Here is an 18,454-nt window from a genome sequence, read left to right on the forward strand (position 1 = left end):
ATCGTCTGTCTGCCTACGGCGTTGGCCTTTCCTTGAATTGATATTGGTTTATTAGCTTTCCCCCTGTGCGGGGAGGCACCTACTTTTCTTTGTCCACCAAGTGGACTTCCTTCGGGGCGCCTGCCGCAAAGAAAAGCAACCGTATTGGAAGTCAAGCGGCGAGCTGTCCCTCAAGGTGCGAATTGTCGGTCGTGGAGAGCATTTTGTGGGCGCGCGTAATCCTCGCGACCCGCACGATTGAGCAACCTGCAGAAGGTGGGCATGGGCGGCGTGAATGCTTGCGTTAAAAGCGCAACAGCCAGACGCAACCCTGCCGGAAGTCAGTCAGCCGATGGTCTCCAGGGTGTCGAGTTGTGGACCATGGCGTTGAGCGTGACGATGAGTTTGCGGACGCAGGCCGTTATGGCAACCTTGAATGCACCTTGCGGCAGAAGGTTTCGCAGCGGTCGAGCACTTCCATCGACAGTTGATGCCCCGAGTACGCCGTGTACGGCCCGGCCGGATCGAACTTGACCGCCGTGAAGCCACGCTTCACGTTCTCGGCCGCGCATTCGGCGGCGAGGTCGGGATCGTCGTAGTCGTATTCGCCGCGGCTGTTCTTCGGATAGAGATAGGTGTACGAACGCAGACGCTGGTTCACCATCCCGCCGAGCAGTTCATAGACCGGCTTGTTCGCGGCCTTGCCGACGATGTCCCAGCACGCCATTTCCAGCCCGCTCACCACACCCATCATCGTCAGATCGGGGCGTTGCGTGAAGCCGCTCGAATACGCTTCGCGCCAGAGCCGCTCGATATGGTGCGGATCCTTATCGAGCAGATAGCGGCCGAATACATCGTCGATGATGTGGGTCATCGCGTTCGGATGGAATGTCGCCGAATAGATTTCGCCGACTCCTTCAATACCGCAGTCGGTCTTCAGTTTGACGAAAATCCAGTACATGCCGCCGAGATGCGGCGGCGGTACGGCAACGACATGCGTTTCAAGCGAGACAACTTTCATTTACGCACCCTCCTTTCCTGTGTCGATCGGAGTTAGCGCTTTAGCGCTTACTCCGGTCCCATGCAAAGCTGTCGATCGGAGTTAGCGCTTTAGCGCTTACTCCGATCCCATGCATGTTTCTCAGCGCAAGGCCGGCGAAGCCGCCGAGCGCCGCCATTCCGGCCACATAGCCGAAATAAAGCTGGTAACCGAAGACGCCCGGGAAGTTCTGCGTCAGATAGCCGTTGATCAGCGGCAGGAACACGTCCGGCGAATAACCGAGCACGGAGATCAGGCCGATCGCGAGCCCCATCGTTTCGACGGGGATGTTGCAGCGATCCAGCAGCGACCAGGACAGGCCACTAATTGCGTACGTCAGAATACCGATGAACAGCACGAGGAACACCAGCAGCACGTGGCTGGAAATGCGCGGCGCCGCCATCAGACCAAGCAGCGACAACGCCGCGAGAAAGAGCGCAATCACCAGCACCGACACCTTCGAATAACGGTCGCAGAGAAAGCCACCGCCGATGCCGCCGATCGGCCGCATCCACAGCATGAGTGTGGTGATCGTGCCGGCCATCACCACCGTCAAACCGATCTCGCCTTCATGCAGATACGCGGAGAAACTGTAGGTCGCCCAGAACACCTGATAGCCGCAGAACACGATTGCAGCGACGAGCCATAACTCGGGAATCGTCGCGAGCGTTTTCAGATCGACCAGCACGTTGCTGCGTTTGCGCGCAGCGCGATTGATCACGGCGGCGCCTTGCGGGTCTTTGATCAGCGCGAGTACCACACCGAGCGCGATGCAAAGAAACGCGTACATATAGACGACCAGCTTGAAACCGGCCGCAACCGGCTCGCCCCTGGTTTGCGTGAACCATGCGAACAGCGTGATCGCGACGGTCGCGAGCATCGCTTCGATCAGGCCTCGCCCGCCGTCGAGCAAGCCGAAGAAGCGGCCCTGCTCATGCGTGCCGGCGATCATCGTCACGCGCTTGATGACGGCGGCCCAGAACGTCAATCCGGTCGACAAACCCCAGCCGCCGAAGATCACCATCAGCACCTGGAACGACGGCGCGGTCGAATACCACAAGCCCAGCACGCCGGTTGCGATCAGCGAAAAGCAGATCAACAGGCGCGGCGCGATGCGATCGGCGAGCCAACCGCTCGGCAGATAACTCAACAGAAAAATCGTGCCCAGCGACGAATACAGATAGCCAAGCTGACTATCGGTGATGTGAAACACGTCGAGCATCGTCGACTGATAGACCTGCCGCAGATACAGAATCGGGTAAATTGCACCGGCTGCCAGCACCAGCAACATGAGCTGCAGGTAGCGTTGCGCCTTGCTGTTTTGCAGTGCGGCTTTGTGCTCGCTTAAAGCGAGCGACGCGGTAGTTCGAACGGGCTGAGACGACACTTGAGCGCTCCTGAGAGACACAGCGCCGGTCTACCGGTTTGCCGGGTCTCCAATATGGTTTGGTTATGGGTTTTGCTGCGGGTTTCAGGAAAGACGCGTGCCGTTGATTGCTGTCCCGGCACGCGACAGTTCACCAGGGTCTGTTTACATTTGCTGAAATGTGTTTACATCCTGCTCTTTGTGCAAGCGAGGCAGGATGATCCGAACACTACTGGGCGACGAGGTATGGAAAAAGTCGAACCCATTCTGCCCGGCAAGGAAGGCGACCGCGGTCGAACGGCTGCCGACAATCGCTGGTTTCTCGAAGCGGTGCTATGGATCGGTCGCACGGGCAGCCCATGGCGCGATCTGCCAGCAGAGTTCGGCCGGTGGCACACGACGTACATGCGTTTCTCACGCTGGCGACGCAAAGGCGTCTGGCAGCGGGTCGCGCACGCAGTCGCAGGCAAAACGGAAATCGAACACATCCTGATCGATTCGACCATCGTAAGGGCGCACCAGCATTCGGCCGGGGCATCAAAAAAAGTGGTCCGCAAGCGCTCGGTCGATCGCGCGGTGGGTTGAGTACGAAACTGCATCTGGCCGTTGATGCAGCCGGCCGCCCGTTGCGACTGATCGTCACCGAAGAACAGGTTGCCGACATCTCGTGTGCAAACGAACTGATCGAGCACCTGCGCGCAAAAGCGGTTATCGCGGACAAGGGTTACGACGCCGACGCCTTCGTGCAGACTATTCGTGCTACCCGGGCGAAGGTCGTTATCCCGCCGCGCTCGAATCGCAAGACGAAGCGTCGCTACAGCCGCACGCTGTACCGCACGCGCAACCTTGTGGAACGCTTCTTTAACCGCATCGAGCATTTTCGCCGTGTCTCCACTCGATATGACAAGCTCGCCGACAGCTACCTCGTGTTTGCATCGCTTGCCTGTGCGTTTGGACCGCTGGTGAAAATGTGAACAGACCCTAGTGTCATGACTCATCGACGCCAAACCCAATTCCGCGTAGGCGACACGCTCCAGCGCGACGTAATCGGGATGTTTGTCGATGCTTTGCAGCGCTTCGCCGCGCCGCGTGCGATGCCGCACAATTGCGGCGGATTCTTGTCGGCGGAGAGCGCCCAGACGTCGAGTTCGTCCGACACCCGCTGGCCCAGCGCGATGAGTTGGCATTCGAGTTCCTGATACAGCTCGTCGCCGAGATGCAGTTCGAGCAGACGGGCAAAGTCCGGGTCGCTGGTAAAGAAGTTGATGCCCCGGCTGTCGGGAATATTGGACGAGCCGGGTGCCGGCTGCGATGTGATTTCGCTCATGCGTGCCTCCTTTGTGGAAGGAGCATAGAAGCGACTTCGATAATCGTCTAATACAACTTATATCCAGTACGATAGATGTTACTTATCGATGGAAGAACCGGAGACAATTGTGGACCTGAAGCAATTGCGCTATTTCGTGGCGGTCGCCGAGGAGTTGCACTTCGGCCGCGCGGCCAAGCGGCTATTCATATCGCAGCCGGCGTTGAGTTTCGACATCCGCAAGTTCGAGGAGCAGCTCGGCGTGCAATTGCTGGCGCGCACCAACAAGACGGTCGCGTTGACGAACGCCGGGCAGGCGTTGCTTGGCGAAGCGCGCCGGCTGTTATTGCAGGCTGGCGAAGCGGAACGCATCACAGTGCGCTCGGCGCATGGGCTCGCTGGGCGTCTGCGGATCGGCTTTGTGAATTCGATGTTGTATCGCGGTATGCCGCAGGCGGTGAGCCGGTTCGAGGCTGACTACCCGAGTGTCGAGATCGTGTTGAAGGAGATGAACACCAGCGAGCAGGTGCATGCGATTCAGCGGATGCAGATCGATATGGGATGCGCGCATTGGGGCAATTTTCCTTCTGACGTGATTTCGGCGCCGATTTTTTCTGAGCCTTTTTTGTGTTGCCTGCCGGTGGATCATCCGCTGGCGCGGCAGCGCAAGATCGATTTGCGCGGATTGGCGCAGGAGCCGTTTATTCTGTTTCCGCGCACGGTGTCACCGCATTATCACGATTTGATCATCGCGCAGTGCGTGGGGGTCGGGTTTAGTCCGTTGATTCGCCATGAGGCGCGGTTATGGCAGACCGTTGTCACGATGGTCGGGTTTGGGATGGGCGTGGCGTTGGTGCCTTTTACCTTACGGCAGGTGCAGGACCCACGGGTCTGTTTTTTGCCCCTGCGGGGGGAGACGCTGCTTTCGCAGGTTTTGCTCCTGCGGAGGGCTGGCGAGTCGGAGCCTGTGGCGGATCGGTTTGTCGAGTATCTTGAGGGCGCTACTGTGAAGTTTAATAAGTGATTTTTTTGCCTGCGCGGTGCTTTTGGTTGTATGCCTACGGCGTTTTGCCTAGGTGGCGCTTTTGGTTGTACGCCTACGGCGTAGGCAAACAACCAACAACCAACACCAAAGCCAAAAACAACACCAACCCTAATCGTCCTGCAAACCATGAACCGCCAGCACCTTGTGTGCAACCATATCCATTGCCGGCTTGACCAAGCCATTCTTGTCAGTCCAAACCTTGGGCGTCAACGCCCCGCTCAGGGCGACACTATCGGCATCCCCAAGCGCCAGCAGTCCACTTTGCACATCATCATCAAACGCAATCACATTAACAAAAATCGTATCCCCATCGTTGGTGGTAGCCCGCACCTTGCAGGTCACAAACCGTTTGCCATTCTGCCCTGTGCGAATCTGCGCCTCGCCGTACAACCGCCCGCCCACCAGTCCATCGATCATCGCCCTGCTCCTCTTTTCCGCTGACCGTGCAAAAAGCAAAATCGCCAGCACGACGCATATGATCCCACGAGAAACGACACCGCCCGCACGAAACAAAGAATCAACCGCGCGTCACGCGCCAATGACCATATCGACACCCGTCACAAGGCGCTTAGCCAACCGCGGCTGCCGCAACTGCTCCAGCCACCACTGCAACGCGCGCCCCTCATGATCGCCGCGCCACGCGACATACAGCACATTCGGCTCGCGCGGATCGGCCACCGCCACGCTCACGCAGCACGGCGTGGAATTCATGTGGGCCAATCAGCCGCTGAACGCAGAGCGCAGCTCGACCATGCTGCGCGACCCGGAAGGCAATCTGATCAACATCTTCGGACCACGTAGCGCGTTTGTCTGAACCCGCGTTCACGGCGAACCGGTTGCCGCGCCGGCGGACTCGAAGATATCGCGCAGCCACTGCGCAAACACGCGCACGCGCGACGACAACTGGCGGTTCTGTGGATAGAGCACCGACACCGGCATCGGCGGCGGCGGAAAGTCCGGCAGGATGATCTTCAGCCGCCCCGCCGCCAGTTCTGCCGCCACCCGGTATTGCGGCACCTGCACGATACCGAGGCCAGCCACCGCCGAGCCGGTGTAGAGATCGGCGCCGGTCACCGACACCACCGCTTGCAGATACACCGCACTCGCGCGGCCGTCCACGGTGAATTCGAGCGGCACCGGCTTGCCGGTCGCGCTCGACAGCTAGTTGACAGCCCGGTGCGTGGACAGCGCCACCGGATCTTCAGGCTCGCCGTAGCCCGCCAGATAGGCCGGGCTTGCTACCGTCACTTGCGGCAGTTGCGCTACGCGCCGCCCCACCATCGACGAATCCTGCAGGTTCCCCGCCCGCAGCACGCAATCGATCCCTTCGCGCACCAGATCGACCAGCCGGTCATCCTCGCCAATCGTCAACTCGATCTCGGGAAACTGCGCGAGAAACGCCGGCAGCGCCGGCACGACGAAGTGCTGGGCCAGCGTGCCCTGCAAATTCACCCGCAATAAGCCCTTTGGCGCGATGTTCGTGAACGAGCCTTCCGCCTCCTCCATATCGGCGATCAGCCGCACGCAACGCCGGTAATACGCCTCGCCGTCGTGCGTGAGGCGCACCGAGCGCGTGGTGCGCTCCAGGAGCCGCGCGCCGAGCCGCTGTTCCATGCGCTTCATCAGGTTGGTGACGGTGGCGCGCGGAATCTGCAAATCATCTGACGCTCGCGTGAAACTCTGCCGCTCGGCGATCCGCACGAACACCCGCATTTCCTCGAAACGATCCATGTTTGACGCCTAGGGGGTGATCTAGCGGTTAATTATTAAAGCAAATGGAATGATGATACCAATTTTTGCCAGATTATCTCAGCGACGAAAGCATCCATGATTCAGCTAACCAACCCACCACACAGAAGGAAACGAATCATGAACACGATCAAAAACGCTCAAGTCGCCATCGTTACCGGCGCATCCCGCGGCATCGGCGCAGCGGTTGCGCAACGCCTCGCCAAGGACGGTTTCGCGGTTGCCGTCAACTACGCCTCGAGTTCGACGGAAGCCGACGCCCTGGTCGCCGAACTCAAGGCTGCCGGCGCCAAGGCGATCGCGGTGAAGGCCGACGTCTCGAAGGCCGACGAAGTGCGCCGCATGTTCGAGACCACCGAACAGCAACTCGGCAAAGTGGACGTGCTGGTCAACAACGCCGGCGTGCTCAAGACCGTGCCGCTCGCCGATACCAGTGACGCGGTGTACAACCAGACCTTCGACATCAACGTGCGCGGCACCTTCAACACCTTGCGTGAAGCCGCAGCCCGGGTGAACGACGGCGGGCGCATCGTCAACTTCTCGAGCACCACGCTCGCGCTGAACATGCCCGGCTATGCGATCTACAACGGCACGAAGGCAGCAGTCGAAGCATTCACCCACGTGTTCGCCAAGGAACTGCGCGGCCGCAATATCACCGTCAACGCAGTCGCGCCGGGCCCGATCGCCACGTCGCTGTTCCTCGACGGCAAGACCGAAGAACAGATCCAGACCTTCGCGAAGATGCCGCCGCTGCAACGCCTCGGCCAGCCGGACGATATCGCTTCGGTGGTGTCGTTCCTCGCCGGTCCGGACGCCGGCTGGGTCAACGGCCAGATCCTGCGCGCCAACGGCGGCGTGGCTTAAATCCCTTCTTTCAAAGCACTTTTGAACGTCGTATCACCTTCATCGAATCGGAGAACGAAATGAAGAAGAACGTCATCCTGGTGACGGGCGCGGGTACCGGCATCGGCAAGCTCACCGCGCAGTCATTGGCCGAAGCCGGTCATATCGTGTACGCGACGATGCGCGACGTCGAGGGCCGCAACAAGCCCCGCGCAGACGAATTGCGTGCGCTCGCCAAAGCGAAAGATATCCCGTTGCATCCGCTCGAACTCGACGTGTTGTCGCAAGACTCCGCCGATACTGCCGCGGCGACGATCATCCGCGAGCAAGGACGTCTGGACGTGGTGATGCAGAACGCCGGGCATCTGGTGGTCGGACCGAGCGAAGCGTTCACGCTCGAAGAGATGGTGAAGGTGTTCGACACCAACCTGTTCGGCGCGCAGCGCGTGAACCGTGCGGTGCTGCCGTATCTGCGCCAGCAGGAAGCCGGCTTGATGCTGTGGATCAGCAGCACGACGACCAAGGGCGGCTTCCCGCCGTTCCTCGGCCCCTACGGCGCCGCGAAGGCCGCGATGGATTCGTTGGCGGTGACCCTCGCCTACGAGATCGCGCGCTTCGGCATCGAAACCGCGATCGTCGTGCCGGGGGCGTTCACCAAAGGCACCGCGCACTTTCCGAGCGCCGGCAAGCCGGCCGACGCGGAACGGGCCGCTGCGTACGCACGCTATGACGGCGTGATGGATCAGATCGGCAAGCGTCTCTCCGAGCTCACGCCGGACGATGCCGATCCGCAAGCAGTCGCCGATGAAATCGTGCGGATCGTCGCGCTGCCTTCAGGCGAGCGGCCGATGCGCTCGGTGATCGACTTCGTCGGCGACGGCGCGCGCGAAGTGCTCGAAGTGTCGGAGCGCGTGCGCATCGACTTTGCGAAGCGGATCGGCATGGCTGATTTGCTGGAAGCGAAGATCAAGCGTTAAGCACGATGACCGGGGAGCGCGTAGCTGGGGGCGCTAAAGGTAATGCACGAGCCGTGGCGTCCCCTTGCTTTTTTGCCACTCCGGCCGAATTCACTAAATGACGTCGGGCCGGAGCACGTTGGAGCTGACTGCGAAGTGCTTAAACCACCTTCGGATTGCGTTCGCCAAATCCTTCCTGATGCCAGTACGGATAAGCCGGACGTACCGCGCTGGCGGCGTCGAGCCTGGCCACCTGTTCAGGCGTCAGATTCCAGCCGACCGCGCCGAGATTCTGCCGCAGCTGTTCTTCGTTGCGCGCGCCGATCAGCACGGTGGACACAGTCGGACGTTGCAGCAGCCAGTTCAGTGCAATCTGCGGCACCGTCTTGCCGGTTTCGGCGGCGACCTCGTCGATCGCGTCGAGCACGCGGAACAGATACTCGTCCGGCACCGGCGGCCCCATGTCGGCGGTTTTATGCAGACGGCTCGTATCCGGCAGCGGCTGGCCGCGCTTGAGCTTGCCGGTGAGCCGGCCCCAGCCGAGCGGACTCCACACCACCGCGCCCACGCCTTGATCGACACCGAGCGGCATCAACTCCCACTCGTAATCGCGGCCGACGAGCGAGTAGTAGGTCTGATTCGCGACGTAGCGCGGATAGCCGTAGCGATCCGCGGTGTCCTGCGATTTCATCAGGTGCCAGCCGGAGAAGTTCGACACGCCGGTGTAGCGGATCTTGCCGGCGCGCACGAGATCGTCGAGCGTGGACATGACTTCGGCGATCGGCGTTTTTGCGTCGAAACCGTGCAACTGGAACAGGTCGATGTAGTCGGTTTGCAGGCGCTTGAGCGACGCGTCGACTGCCTGAATCAGATGAAAACGCGACGAGCCGACATTGTTCGGACCATCGTCGAAGCGGAACGTCGCCTTGGTCGAGATGATCGCCTTGTCGCGCTTGCCCTTGAGCGCTTCGCCGAGCACCGACTCGGACGCGCCGTTCGAATAGATGTCGGCACTGTCGAACATGGTGACGCCCGCGTCGAAGCAGATATCGATCAAACGACGTGCTTCGGCGACATCAGTCGCCCCCCAGGCTTCGAAAAACTCGCCCTTGCCACCGAATGTACCTGTGCCGAAACTCAGCGCCGGCACCTTGAAACCGGACGCACCCAAATGTCTGTATTCCATTGCTGAATCTCCATGGCATAGCCGCCGTAAACGGACGTTCAGTCTACTCGCGTCTGCATAAACGCGTCGGACACGTCGCGGCCTCGCGCCGCGCGTCGATTCATGAACTGGCCGGCGCACCTAACGCGGCCAGCGCGTCACGCGCGCCTTGAATCACGCTGTCCCAATCGCCCAATGCCGGCTGCCGGAACAGGGTCGCGCGCGGATACCACGGCGTATCCGTGCGCTCGAGCATCCAGCGCCAGCAGGTGTCGAAGCGATTCAGAATCCATACGGGCTTGTCCATCGCCCCGGCCAGATGCGCGGTGGACGTGTCCACCGAAATCACCAGGTCGAGGTTCGCCACCAGCGCAGCGGTGTCGGCGAAATCATTGAGTTCTTCGGTGTAGTCGGCGATGGGGTGATTCGATTCGTTGCGGAGCAGTTGCTGTGCTGCCGGCCCTTTTTGCAGGCTGAAGAACTGCACGTTCGGCACGTCGAGAATCGGCGCGAGCCGCTCGAATGTGATCGAACGGCGCGCATCGTTCTTGCGGAGTTCTGCGACGTGCGGCCGATTTCCACCGGCCCAAACCAGTCCGACTTTCAAGCGGCCGTCCGCTTGTACGTCGATACGGTCGCGCCAGTGCCGGGCGGCCTGGGCGTCGGCGAACAGATAGGGGGTCTTCGACGGAATGCTCGCGATGTCCGTCTTGAACGCGAGCGGCAGACTCAGCAGCGGACAGTGACAATCGAACGGCGGCAGCGCCTGTCCAGATTCGACCCATTGATCCACGCCGTCGAGCGTGGACATTAGCCGCATCAACTCCGGCGGTACTTCGAGCACGACCTTCGCGCCGAGCTTCGACACCAACGCGGCATAGCGGCAAAACTGCAGCGTGTCGCCCAAACCCTGCTCCGCGTGCAAGAGAATCGTTTTACCGTCGAGCGGAAAATCGCCCAACCAGAGAGGTTCGGCAAAACGGCGCTTGCTTTCCCGGATCCGGCGGCGCTCCCAACGCCATTCGTACTTTTGCCACCCGGCTTCGAGCCGCCCCATTTGCAGCAGACACAGCGCTTCGTTCCAATGCGTCTCGGCAGACGCAGGATTCACCGCCAGCGCGCGCTCGTAGCTGATCAACGCTTGCGCATGCTCGTTGAGATCGATCTGGGTCAGGCCGAGATTGTTCCAGGCATCGGCAAACACGGGCGCAAGTTCAAGCGCGCGCTGATAGCTGAGTTGTGCCTCTTGCGGCTGGTTCAGATCGCTAAGTGCATTGCCGCGATTGCTCCAGGCGTCGGGATAATTCGGCTGCAGGGCGAGTGCGCGATCGCAGCTTGCCAATGCATCGGCGGGACGGCCCAGATCGCGCAGCACGCAGGCGCGATTATTCCAGGCTTGCGCGAAACCCGGCATCAAGGCGATTGCACGATCAAAACTGCCAAGCGCCTCGGCCGGTAAATTGAGCCCAGCCTGCGCGTTGCCGCGATTGTTCAATGCGTCGGGAAATTGTGCTTGAAGCGCCAGCGCGCGATTGGCGCTCGCGAGGCCTTCATCGAAACGCTGCAGCGCATTGAGCGCATAAGCGAGATTCGAATGGATCGGCGCCTGTTTCGCATTGATGGCGACGGCTTTCCTGAGCAGGTCGATGCCCTCTGGCAACCGGCCCGCTTGCAGCGCAAGAGCGCCCAGCAGTTGCAGCGCGTCGAAATGGCGTGGTTTGAGTTCGAGAATCTCGCGATAGAGTTCTTCGGCCTCGGCGAATGCGCCGTTCTGCTGAAGCGCGACGGCTTGCCGAAGCATGTTGTCCAACTGTTGCGGGAGATTGGCAGGCTTGCTCATGGGGCGAGCTTTTATTGAATGCGCGTGGAATCGGAAGACAGCTTTCGACTCGCCTGAACCGCGCTAAACGCCGCGCAAGCCAGGCTCGAAAGAATGAAGCCGATTATCGCCGAAAAGAACGCATTCGAACTGCCGCAACCATGCGATATGAATAACCGCGTGCGGAACGGGGATTGCTAGTGTTGAAACTGTGTGGTGGCGCGCGTCACGCCGCGACGTGACGCGCCCCGAGCCTTACTGTGCTGCTGACAGGTGTTTACGCTTGGCGAGTTCCTGAGCCATTTCGTAGTGTTCCTGGATGGTCGGCAGCGCTTTCTTCGCCGCATCCTTCAATTGCTCGTCGCGACCCGAAGCGATTTCCGCCTGGAATACCGACAGCGCTTTTTGCTCGCCGGCAAGCGCGACCTGTTCGATATAGGCCTTGTCGAAGTCGGCGCCGCGCAGGTTGTTGATGCTCGCGAGCACCGCCGTGTCCGGATCGTTCTTCGGCACGTCGACGCCGCGCGGGCTGGCCGCGCGCAGTGCGTTCGACAATTTGGCGTTGTCGTTCGACACGCGTTCGGCGAAGGCCTTGACTTCCCTATCGGTGGAGCGCGAGGCGGCGATGCGTGCTGCATCGCGTTGCGTCGAGACGGCCTTGGTTGCGTCGGTGATGAATGCCTGATCGGCGCCATGCAGACGGCCAGCTTCTGGCGTTGCTGCTGACGGCGAAGTTTGAGCGCTGGCTGCAGTTGCGACGACCAGAAGGCTGGCCATGCAGGCACTGGTGATGGCGAGAGGCAAGCGGATCATATGTTCTCCTTGGGGTGGAAGCTTTCAAAACACCGATACGGGTGCGGGTTGGCCACTATGCGCGTGGCACTGACCACGGTGCGATCGATCGATGTGCATTCTAGGAGCCGCTTTAGGCGGTGTGTGAAACGGTGCTGTCGATTCTGTAACCGTAGGTAACGGTTTATTTTTTGGATTTTTTTGTCTTGCTTGGTGGGTTTTTTTCTGGGTTTTTTCTGGGTTTTTTTGCGTGGTGGGCTTTCGTTTGTTATTGGTTTATTAGCGTTGCCCCTGTGCGGGGCGGCACCTACTTTTCTTTGTCCACCAAGTGGACTTCCTTCGGGGCGCCTGCCGCAAAGAAAAGTAGGCAAAAGAAAGCGGGGCGGATTCAACCGGTCGTTGCAACACCTCTGTTCCAATACGGAAATGGAGAGTGGAACATCTGGAATCTGTGTTCTCGCACATTTTGCGTGAGTGACAACGCAGTCATCCTTCCCTCCTTCCCGCCTCGCACTGCGTGCTCGCCGAAACGGTCTGCAAGGGATACCAGGCGCTTCGTTTGTGTGCTGTGGGTCATTAAAGAAAACCTCAGCGACTCCTCGCCCTATCGCAAATGCGTCGACGGTTCGCTTTCCAATCTTTGCAATAGCACGGCAACAAAGGCGTCCGTCGCCGGTGACAGCGTTCGTCCGCGCTTCTTGACTAACGCGATCGGACGCACGAAGGCCGGATCGTCGATCGGTCGGACCACCAGTTTCGGCTCCGCCAGCACTTCGCGCGCCGAACCGGGCAGAATCGTCACGCCAAGGCCGCCGCGTACCATCGCTACCGCCGTCATCATGTAAGTGGGTTCGCAACTCACCTCAGGCGTGCACTGCGCATTCGCCAATGCAGCGTCGACAACCGCGCGCACGCTCGTGCCGCGCGCCGTCAGCACCAGCGGCTCGCTGACCAGATCCTTCAGCGTGATGCGGCGTTTGCGTGCCAGTGGATGATCTTTTGGACAAACCACGACCAAACGGTCTTCCCCGATGTGCAGCACCTCGAGCGCCGAATCGGATAGTTCGCCACCGGTCAATCCAACGTCGACCTCTTCGTTGCGCACCAGCGTGTTCACCATGCCCGCCACCACGTCGCGAATATGGAAACCGACTCGCGGGAAATCGTGTTTGAACGCGCGTATCAGATCGGGTAGCAGGCTCGCCGCAAACGACGGCAAACACGCAACGCGCACCGTCCCCGTTGAACCGTCGCCGAGTGCGCGGGCATCGAGCAAAACGTGCTCCATGTCGTAGAGCGATTTTTGCAGCACCGGCAGCAGTTCACGTCCCGTCGGCGTCAACGCCACGTTGCGGCTATTGCGATCGAACAGCCGCGCGCCGACCGTCTCCTCGAGGCGGCGGATTTGCACCGTCAAAGCAGGCTGCGACAGATGCAACTGCGCCGCCGCGCGCGTGAAGTTGCCTGCCTGCGCCACGGCGATGAACGCCCGGATATCGCGAAGATTCAGATCCATTACATTCCGTGATTGCTGCGATCAAATCATTTCAATTGCTTTATCGTCGTCACAAAACTACGCTGGTATGCATTAAAAAACAAGTTCGGAGACACGCAGATGCTGCCATTGCTGGGGCTCGCCACCATCGTCGTCCTGCTAGGGGCGATCCTTTCAAAACGCATGTCGCCGCTGGTCGCGCTGATCATCGTGCCGATCGCCGCGTCGCTGATCGGCGGCTTCGGGTTGCAGACGAGCAAATTCGTCATCGACGGACTGAAGAGCCTCGCGCCAGTGGTCGGCATGTTCGTGTTCGCGATCCTCTATTTCGGCACGATCACCGATGCCGGCACACTCGATCCGATCATCGACCGTATCCTTCGCGCAGTCGGCACGAAACCGACGCGGATTGTGATGGGCACCACGCTGCTCGCACTGCTGATTCATCTGGATGGCTCGGGCGCGGTGTGCTTTCTGGTGACGATTCCCGCAATGCTGCCGCTCTATGACCGCCTGAAAATGGATCGGCGGGTGCTCGCTGCTGCAGTATCGATGGCGGCAGGCATCAACTTTCTGCCGTGGACAGGACCGATGATCCGCGCGTCGGCGTCGCTTCATCTACCCATTGCCGCGCTTTTCAATCCACTGATTCCTGTGCAGATCGCAGGCCTCGCGTTCGTCTTCGGCGTCGCGTACTGGCTCGGCCGGCGCGAAGAAAAGCGTCTCGGCTTCTCCACCGCCGACGGCGCCGTCCCGATGCCGAAACGTGAACTCACGCCGGACGAACAGGCGCTGCGCCGCCCGCAAAACTTCTGGTTCAACATTGTGCTGACGCTGATCGTGCTGGGCACGATGGTCGTGATGGGCGAGAAAATCCCGCCCGCAATCATGTTCATGGTCGGTTTGTGCATCGCGTTGATGGTGAACTATCCGAACGTCGACATGCAGCGCAAGCGGATCGATGCGCATGCGCGCGCCGCGCTGATGATGGCGGGCATTCTTCTCGCCGCAGGCGTATTCACCGGCGTCATGCAGGGCAGCGGCATGCTGAAGGCAATGGCGCAGGCGGCCGTCGGCTTCGTGCCCCCCGCGATGGCCGGCCACATTCCGGTCGCGCTCGGCCTCGTTGCAATGCCGCTCAGCATGCTGTTCGATCCCGACTCGTTCTATTTCGGCGTGCTGCCGGTCATCGCCGAGGTGGCGGCGCAACTCGGCGTGCCGGCGGTGCATGTCGGTCAGGCGGCGCTGCTCGGCCAGATGACCACGGGCTTTCCGGTCAGTCCGCTGACACCCGCGACGTTCCTCGTGGTCGGCTTATGCGGCATCGATCTCGCGGACCATCAGAAATTTACGTTTCCGCTTCTGTTCGGCGCATCGATCGTGATGACGATCGCGTGTGTCGTGTTGGGCGTTTTTCCTCTATGAGTGCATTCACGGGCGATACCAGCATGGCAGCAACTTCACACGCTCACGTTGTCCGGCTTGGCGCGGGCGCCGGCTATTCAGGCGATCGCATCGAGCCCGCGGTCGAACTGGCGGAGCACGGCGCACTCGATTACCTCGTGTTCGAGTGCCTGGCCGAGCGCACCATCGCAATTGCCCAACAGGTGCGGCGCAAAGATCCTGAGCTTGGCTATGACCCGCTTCTTACGGCACGGATGAAGGCTGTCTTGCCCGTCGCCGTACGCAATGGCGTGCGGATCATCTCGAACATGGGCGCGGCCAATCCGCGAGCCGCCGCGCGCGAAACAGCGCGAATCGCACGCGCGCTAGGCCTGACCGGTTTGAAGATCGCCGCCGTCACCGGCGACGATGTGCTCGACGTCGTACGGCAAGGCGAATTCCGCTTCGAGGAGTCGGGCGAAAGCGTCGCGTCATTTCATGACCGCCTCGTCTCGGCCAACGCCTATCTCGGCGCCGCGCCGATTGCCGAAGCGCTGGCGGCCGGCGCGGACATCGTATTGACGGGCCGGGTCGCCGATCCGTCGCTCTTCACCGCGCCACTGATCCACGAATTCGGCTGGAACATGGACGATTGGGCGACGCTGGGACAGGCGACCGTCGTCGGCCATCTGCTCGAGTGCGCGGGACAGGTGACGGGCGGATACTTCGCCGATCCGGGCTTCAAGAATGTGCCGAACCTCGCACGCCTCGGCTTTCCGATCGGCGAAGTCAGTGCTGACGGTTCCGTCACCATCACGAAGGTGCCGCATGCGGGCGGCTGCGTCACCGAGGCAACCTGCAAGGAACAATTGCTCTACGAGATTCATGACCCGCAACGTTATCTGCAACCGGATGTCGTCGCCGACTTTACGCAGGTTCGCGTGCTTCAGGAAGCGCATGACCGTGTACGTGTCACAGGCGGCCGCGGCACGCCGCGCACGGATACGCTAAAGGTGTCGGTCGCGTATGTGGACGGTTTTATCGGCGAAGGGCAAATTTCCTACGGTGGTCCGGGCGCTGTCGAACGGGCGCGGCTCGCGCTCGATATCGTGCGGGAACGGCTCGAATTGACCGGCGTCGAAACGCGCGAATTGCGTTTTGACCTGATCGGCCAGAACGCTTTGCACGGTGAGAGTGCGGGAGCCCGTAGTGCCGAACCGTATGAGGTCCGCGCTCGCGTAGCCGGGCGCACAGCCTCGGTCGAGCAAGCCGCGCAGATCGGCAACGAGCTCGAGACGCTTTATACCAATGGCCCAGCGGGCGGCGGCGGCGTCACGAAAGCCATCCGCGAGGTGCTCGCCGTGCAGTCCATTCTGTTGCCGAGGACGCACGTCAGCCCGTCGTTCGAGTTTGTGGAGGCTTGAGATGAAACTGCGGGAACTCGCCCATTCGCGAACCGGCGACAAAGGCAATACGCTGAACGTTTCGGTGATTTGCTACGACGCGCGGCATTATGAGCATCTGCGGCAACAGGTCAGCGCCGAACGCGTGAAAGCCCATTTGGCCGACGTCGTGCACGGTACGGTGACGCGTTTTGAATTGCCGAACCTCGGCGCATTCAATTTCGTCCTGAGGGAAGCGCTAGGCGGTGGCGTGACGCGTTCGCTTGCGCTCGACGCGCACGGCAAGTCTTTGAGTTCAGCGTTGATGGATCTGGAGATCGACACGCCCTAAGCATGTGGGCGCGACTAGCCGGAGCCATTGGTTAAATCTCGCTGTCCTGCCTGCGAAACGGCGAACTGTCTCTGTCGCGATTCTGAACGCCGGGCTACGCTTGCTTGACAGCGGCCAGACACCACTCAGACACCACGCAAACCCATGCTAAAAATTCTCGGAAAAGCATCGTCGATCAACGTTCGGAAAGTGCTTTGGACCTGCGCGGAACTCGGCTTGGCGTTCGAACGCGAAGACTGGGGCACAGGCTTCCAGTCAACTGAAACGCCCGAGTTCCTGCACCTGAATCCAAACGGCATGGTTCCCGTCATCAAGGACGGCGATTTCGTCCTCTGGGAATCCAATTCGATCATCCGCTATCTGGTTTCCCGCTATGGCGGCGAGCATCTCTATGCGGCGGAGCCACAAGCGCGGGCACGCATCGATCAATGGATCGATTGGCAAGCGGCCGATCTGAACCGCTCATGGAGTTATGCTTTCCTCGCGCTGGTCAGACAATCGCCGTTGCATCAGGATCAGCAAGCGCTTGCCATGTCATGCGCAAGCTGGTCGAAACACATGACAATCCTGGACCGGCAACTTCAATCGACCGGGCACTTTGTTGCCGGAGAGCAATTTACGCTGGCCGATATTCCGATCGGACTGTCGGTGAATCGTTGGTTCGGCACGCCGTTTGAACGCCCGGAACTCCCCGCCGTCTCCGCGTATTTCGAGCGGCTCGATGAACGCAGCGGCTATCGGCAGTACGGAAGAAACGGTACCCCATGACCCAGCGCGCGGCCATCCTCGTCATTCACGGCCTGATTGGTCCACTCGACGGTTAAAGAGGTTTCTGTGCAGCGCCGCGATGTTGTGCGAACATCCGGAAACCTCACTGCGGCACGGGAGTTGGCAATGACTGACCACGACACGCTGCATCCGTTACGTCCCTTCCTGAAGAATTACGTGTGGGAGCATGGCCGGGTCGGCACGCGCTATCTCGACTGCGTCGATGGCGAAATCAAATTCGACGACGGCAAGAAGTCACGTTTCGCCGCGGAAAAATACATCTACGTGGCGCTCGGCAAAGACGCCGTCGACAATCCGAAGGTCGAAGGTCCCGCCATTCAGGAGGCCGGTCTCGCCCGTTTCCTGCACGCCGCCCAGCTCGGCAAACCTGAAGAAGCGGGTTCGGCGGCCGAGGTGCAACGCGCCGTAAACGATTGCGTCGAGCTTGGTATTTTTAGCGCCTATCAGCTCGATGCCCAGCAAGCGATGGCACGCTACGCGCAGGAAGCGATGTTCGACGACGAAATCCGCGCCGCGGTTTTCGCCGATATTCGGCATGTGTATGTCGGCATGCGTGAACAACTCTCGCTTTACGACTTCACCGTGCTGCACGGCTTGCCCACGCCGCTGCTCTTTAGCGAAACACCGTTTATCGATTGGCGGGTGCGCGCCAGCCCCGCTCTGCCACTCGTATCGATTCCGCTTGGACCTTATTGCCTGCTGGTCGGCACGCCGTCCGGAAGAACGAGCCGCGTCGCGCCGGTGGCATGGAAAGCCGGCGTCTCGATGGGTCCATTGAAGGACCATAACCGGCATATGGTCGAGCGAGCGCGCTTATGGCTCGTTGCCACCAACGACGATCAGCTCATTGCCGTGCAAAGCCGCTTTAAAGCGGCCGAGCCGGACGGCGCGAAGCCCGCTTGACGCTCGCGTACACGACGCGTTGGCAATCGCTCGTGTACCCGCCCTTACCGCAAATGCGGCTCGAGTGCTAGCGCGATCGAAAGATGTCCGG

At 60.6% G+C, this 18,454-nt stretch carries 14 protein-coding genes and 5 pseudogenes; 9 read left to right on the forward strand and 10 right to left on the reverse strand.

Features of this window, described 5'->3' with window-relative positions; genetic code table 11:
• Positions 1-418: 418 nt before the first annotated feature.
• Both WN982_RS14365 and WN982_RS14370 read right to left on the reverse strand, forming a co-directional pair.
• Positions 419-1,000, reverse strand: a pseudogene (locus tag WN982_RS14365) (mandelate racemase/muconate lactonizing enzyme family protein); the annotation flags it as partial.
• Positions 1,001-1,040: 40 nt separating this feature from the next.
• Positions 1,041-2,405, reverse strand: a complete 1,365-nt coding sequence (locus tag WN982_RS14370; protein ID WP_341312642.1) for an MFS transporter — start codon at positions 2,403-2,405, stop codon at positions 1,041-1,043.
• A gap of 225 nt (positions 2,406-2,630) precedes the next feature.
• On the opposite strand from WN982_RS14370, the pseudogene WN982_RS14375 reads away from it, so the two are divergent.
• A pseudogene (locus WN982_RS14375) lies at positions 2,631-3,358 on the forward strand (IS5 family transposase).
• A 15-nt stretch (positions 3,359-3,373) separates the two neighbouring features.
• Here WN982_RS14375 and WN982_RS14380 read toward each other — a convergent pair.
• Positions 3,374-3,711: pseudogene (locus WN982_RS14380) on the reverse strand (DNA alkylation response protein); the annotation flags it as partial.
• A 109-nt stretch (positions 3,712-3,820) separates the two neighbouring features.
• Here WN982_RS14380 and WN982_RS14385 point away from each other — a divergent pair.
• The gene (locus WN982_RS14385) at positions 3,821-4,714 is read left to right on the forward strand and encodes a LysR family transcriptional regulator (protein ID WP_341312643.1); all 894 of its coding nucleotides are present in this window, start codon (positions 3,821-3,823) and stop codon (positions 4,712-4,714) included.
• A 129-nt stretch (positions 4,715-4,843) separates the two neighbouring features.
• Here WN982_RS14385 and WN982_RS14390 read toward each other — a convergent pair whose 3' ends face one another.
• The 3 genes and pseudogenes from WN982_RS14390 to WN982_RS14400 form a co-directional block, all read right to left on the reverse strand.
• Positions 4,844-5,152, reverse strand: coding sequence for a single-stranded DNA-binding protein (locus WN982_RS14390; RefSeq protein ID WP_341312644.1), 309 nt, complete (start codon positions 5,150-5,152; stop codon positions 4,844-4,846).
• Between the two features lie 111 nt (positions 5,153-5,263).
• A pseudogene (locus WN982_RS14395) lies at positions 5,264-5,410 on the reverse strand (LysR family transcriptional regulator); the annotation flags it as partial.
• A 147-nt stretch (positions 5,411-5,557) separates the two neighbouring features.
• Positions 5,558-6,466: pseudogene (locus WN982_RS14400) on the reverse strand (LysR family transcriptional regulator).
• A 138-nt stretch (positions 6,467-6,604) separates the two neighbouring features.
• Here WN982_RS14400 and WN982_RS14405 point away from each other — a divergent pair.
• Both WN982_RS14405 and WN982_RS14410 read left to right on the forward strand, forming a co-directional pair.
• Positions 6,605-7,348 carry an SDR family oxidoreductase gene (locus tag WN982_RS14405; protein WP_341312645.1) on the forward strand — a complete coding sequence of 248 codons (744 nt, stop codon included), beginning with the start codon at positions 6,605-6,607 and terminating at the stop codon, positions 7,346-7,348.
• 59 nt (positions 7,349-7,407) lie between these two features.
• Positions 7,408-8,304 carry an SDR family oxidoreductase gene (locus WN982_RS14410; protein WP_341312646.1) on the forward strand — a complete coding sequence of 299 codons (897 nt, stop codon included), beginning with the start codon at positions 7,408-7,410 and terminating at the stop codon, positions 8,302-8,304.
• A 139-nt stretch (positions 8,305-8,443) separates the two neighbouring features.
• On the opposite strand, the gene WN982_RS14415 is transcribed toward WN982_RS14410, so the two are convergent.
• The 4 genes from WN982_RS14415 to WN982_RS14430 all read right to left on the reverse strand — a co-directional run bounded on the left by WN982_RS14415 (position 8,444) and on the right by WN982_RS14430 (position 13,575).
• Positions 8,444-9,469: an aldo/keto reductase gene (locus tag WN982_RS14415; RefSeq protein WP_341312647.1), complete on the reverse strand. Its 1,026-nt coding sequence runs from the start codon at positions 9,467-9,469 to the stop codon at positions 8,444-8,446.
• A gap of 100 nt (positions 9,470-9,569) precedes the next feature.
• On the reverse strand, positions 9,570-11,288 hold the full coding sequence (locus WN982_RS14420; protein ID WP_341312648.1) for a tetratricopeptide repeat-containing glycosyltransferase family protein: 1,719 nt from the start codon (positions 11,286-11,288) through the stop codon (positions 9,570-9,572).
• A gap of 234 nt (positions 11,289-11,522) precedes the next feature.
• Entirely contained in the window at positions 11,523-12,080 is a 558-nt protein-coding gene (locus tag WN982_RS14425; protein ID WP_341312649.1) for a DUF4142 domain-containing protein, read from the reverse strand.
• 583 nt (positions 12,081-12,663) lie between these two features.
• Positions 12,664-13,575: a LysR family transcriptional regulator gene (locus WN982_RS14430; protein ID WP_341312650.1), complete on the reverse strand. Its 912-nt coding sequence runs from the start codon at positions 13,573-13,575 to the stop codon at positions 12,664-12,666.
• 99 nt (positions 13,576-13,674) lie between these two features.
• Between WN982_RS14430 and WN982_RS14435 the strand changes: the two genes are divergently transcribed.
• From WN982_RS14435 to WN982_RS14455, 5 genes are all read left to right on the forward strand, one after another.
• A complete protein-coding gene (locus WN982_RS14435) occupies positions 13,675-14,979 on the forward strand; it encodes a citrate:proton symporter (protein ID WP_341312651.1) in 1,305 nt (434 codons plus the stop codon).
• A gap of 23 nt (positions 14,980-15,002) precedes the next feature.
• On the forward strand, positions 15,003-16,361 hold the full coding sequence (locus WN982_RS14440; RefSeq protein WP_341312652.1) for an acyclic terpene utilization AtuA family protein: 1,359 nt from the start codon (positions 15,003-15,005) through the stop codon (positions 16,359-16,361).
• A 1-nt stretch (position 16,362) separates the two neighbouring features.
• Positions 16,363-16,671, forward strand: coding sequence for a hypothetical protein (locus tag WN982_RS14445; RefSeq protein WP_341312653.1), 309 nt, complete (start codon positions 16,363-16,365; stop codon positions 16,669-16,671).
• A 144-nt stretch (positions 16,672-16,815) separates the two neighbouring features.
• Positions 16,816-17,439: a glutathione S-transferase gene (locus WN982_RS14450; RefSeq protein ID WP_341312654.1), complete on the forward strand. Its 624-nt coding sequence runs from the start codon at positions 16,816-16,818 to the stop codon at positions 17,437-17,439.
• A 126-nt stretch (positions 17,440-17,565) separates the two neighbouring features.
• Positions 17,566-18,363, forward strand: coding sequence for a hypothetical protein (locus tag WN982_RS14455; RefSeq protein WP_341312655.1), 798 nt, complete (start codon positions 17,566-17,568; stop codon positions 18,361-18,363).
• Positions 18,364-18,454 lie beyond the last annotated feature (91 nt).

Origin of the sequence: Paraburkholderia sp. IMGN_8 (genome assembly GCF_038050405.1) — a bacterium.
In the GTDB taxonomy this organism is placed as follows: domain Bacteria; phylum Pseudomonadota; class Gammaproteobacteria; order Burkholderiales; family Burkholderiaceae; genus Paraburkholderia.

Bases quoted from the DNA above. Each gene is read 5' to 3' on its own strand.
- WN982_RS14445 (WP_341312653.1), top strand. From the start codon at position 16,363: ATGAAACTGCGGGAACTCGCCCATTCGCGAACCGGCGACAAAGGCAAT.
- WN982_RS14440 (WP_341312652.1), top strand. From the start codon at position 15,003: ATGGCAGCAACTTCACACGCTCACGTTGTCCGGCTTGGCGCGGGCGCC.
- WN982_RS14435 (WP_341312651.1), top strand. From the start codon at position 13,675: ATGCTGCCATTGCTGGGGCTCGCCACCATCGTCGTCCTGCTAGGGGCG.
- WN982_RS14415 (WP_341312647.1), bottom strand. From the start codon at position 9,469: ATGGAATACAGACATTTGGGTGCGTCCGGTTTCAAGGTGCCGGCGCTG.
- WN982_RS14420 (WP_341312648.1), bottom strand. From the start codon at position 11,288: ATGAGCAAGCCTGCCAATCTCCCGCAACAGTTGGACAACATGCTTCGG.
- WN982_RS14405 (WP_341312645.1), top strand. From the start codon at position 6,605: ATGAACACGATCAAAAACGCTCAAGTCGCCATCGTTACCGGCGCATCC.
- WN982_RS14450 (WP_341312654.1), top strand. From the start codon at position 16,816: ATGCTAAAAATTCTCGGAAAAGCATCGTCGATCAACGTTCGGAAAGTG.
- WN982_RS14455 (WP_341312655.1), top strand. From the start codon at position 17,566: ATGACTGACCACGACACGCTGCATCCGTTACGTCCCTTCCTGAAGAAT.
- WN982_RS14410 (WP_341312646.1), top strand. From the start codon at position 7,408: ATGAAGAAGAACGTCATCCTGGTGACGGGCGCGGGTACCGGCATCGGC.
- WN982_RS14430 (WP_341312650.1), bottom strand. From the start codon at position 13,575: ATGGATCTGAATCTTCGCGATATCCGGGCGTTCATCGCCGTGGCGCAG.
- WN982_RS14390 (WP_341312644.1), bottom strand. From the start codon at position 5,152: ATGATCGATGGACTGGTGGGCGGGCGGTTGTACGGCGAGGCGCAGATT.
- WN982_RS14425 (WP_341312649.1), bottom strand. From the start codon at position 12,080: ATGATCCGCTTGCCTCTCGCCATCACCAGTGCCTGCATGGCCAGCCTT.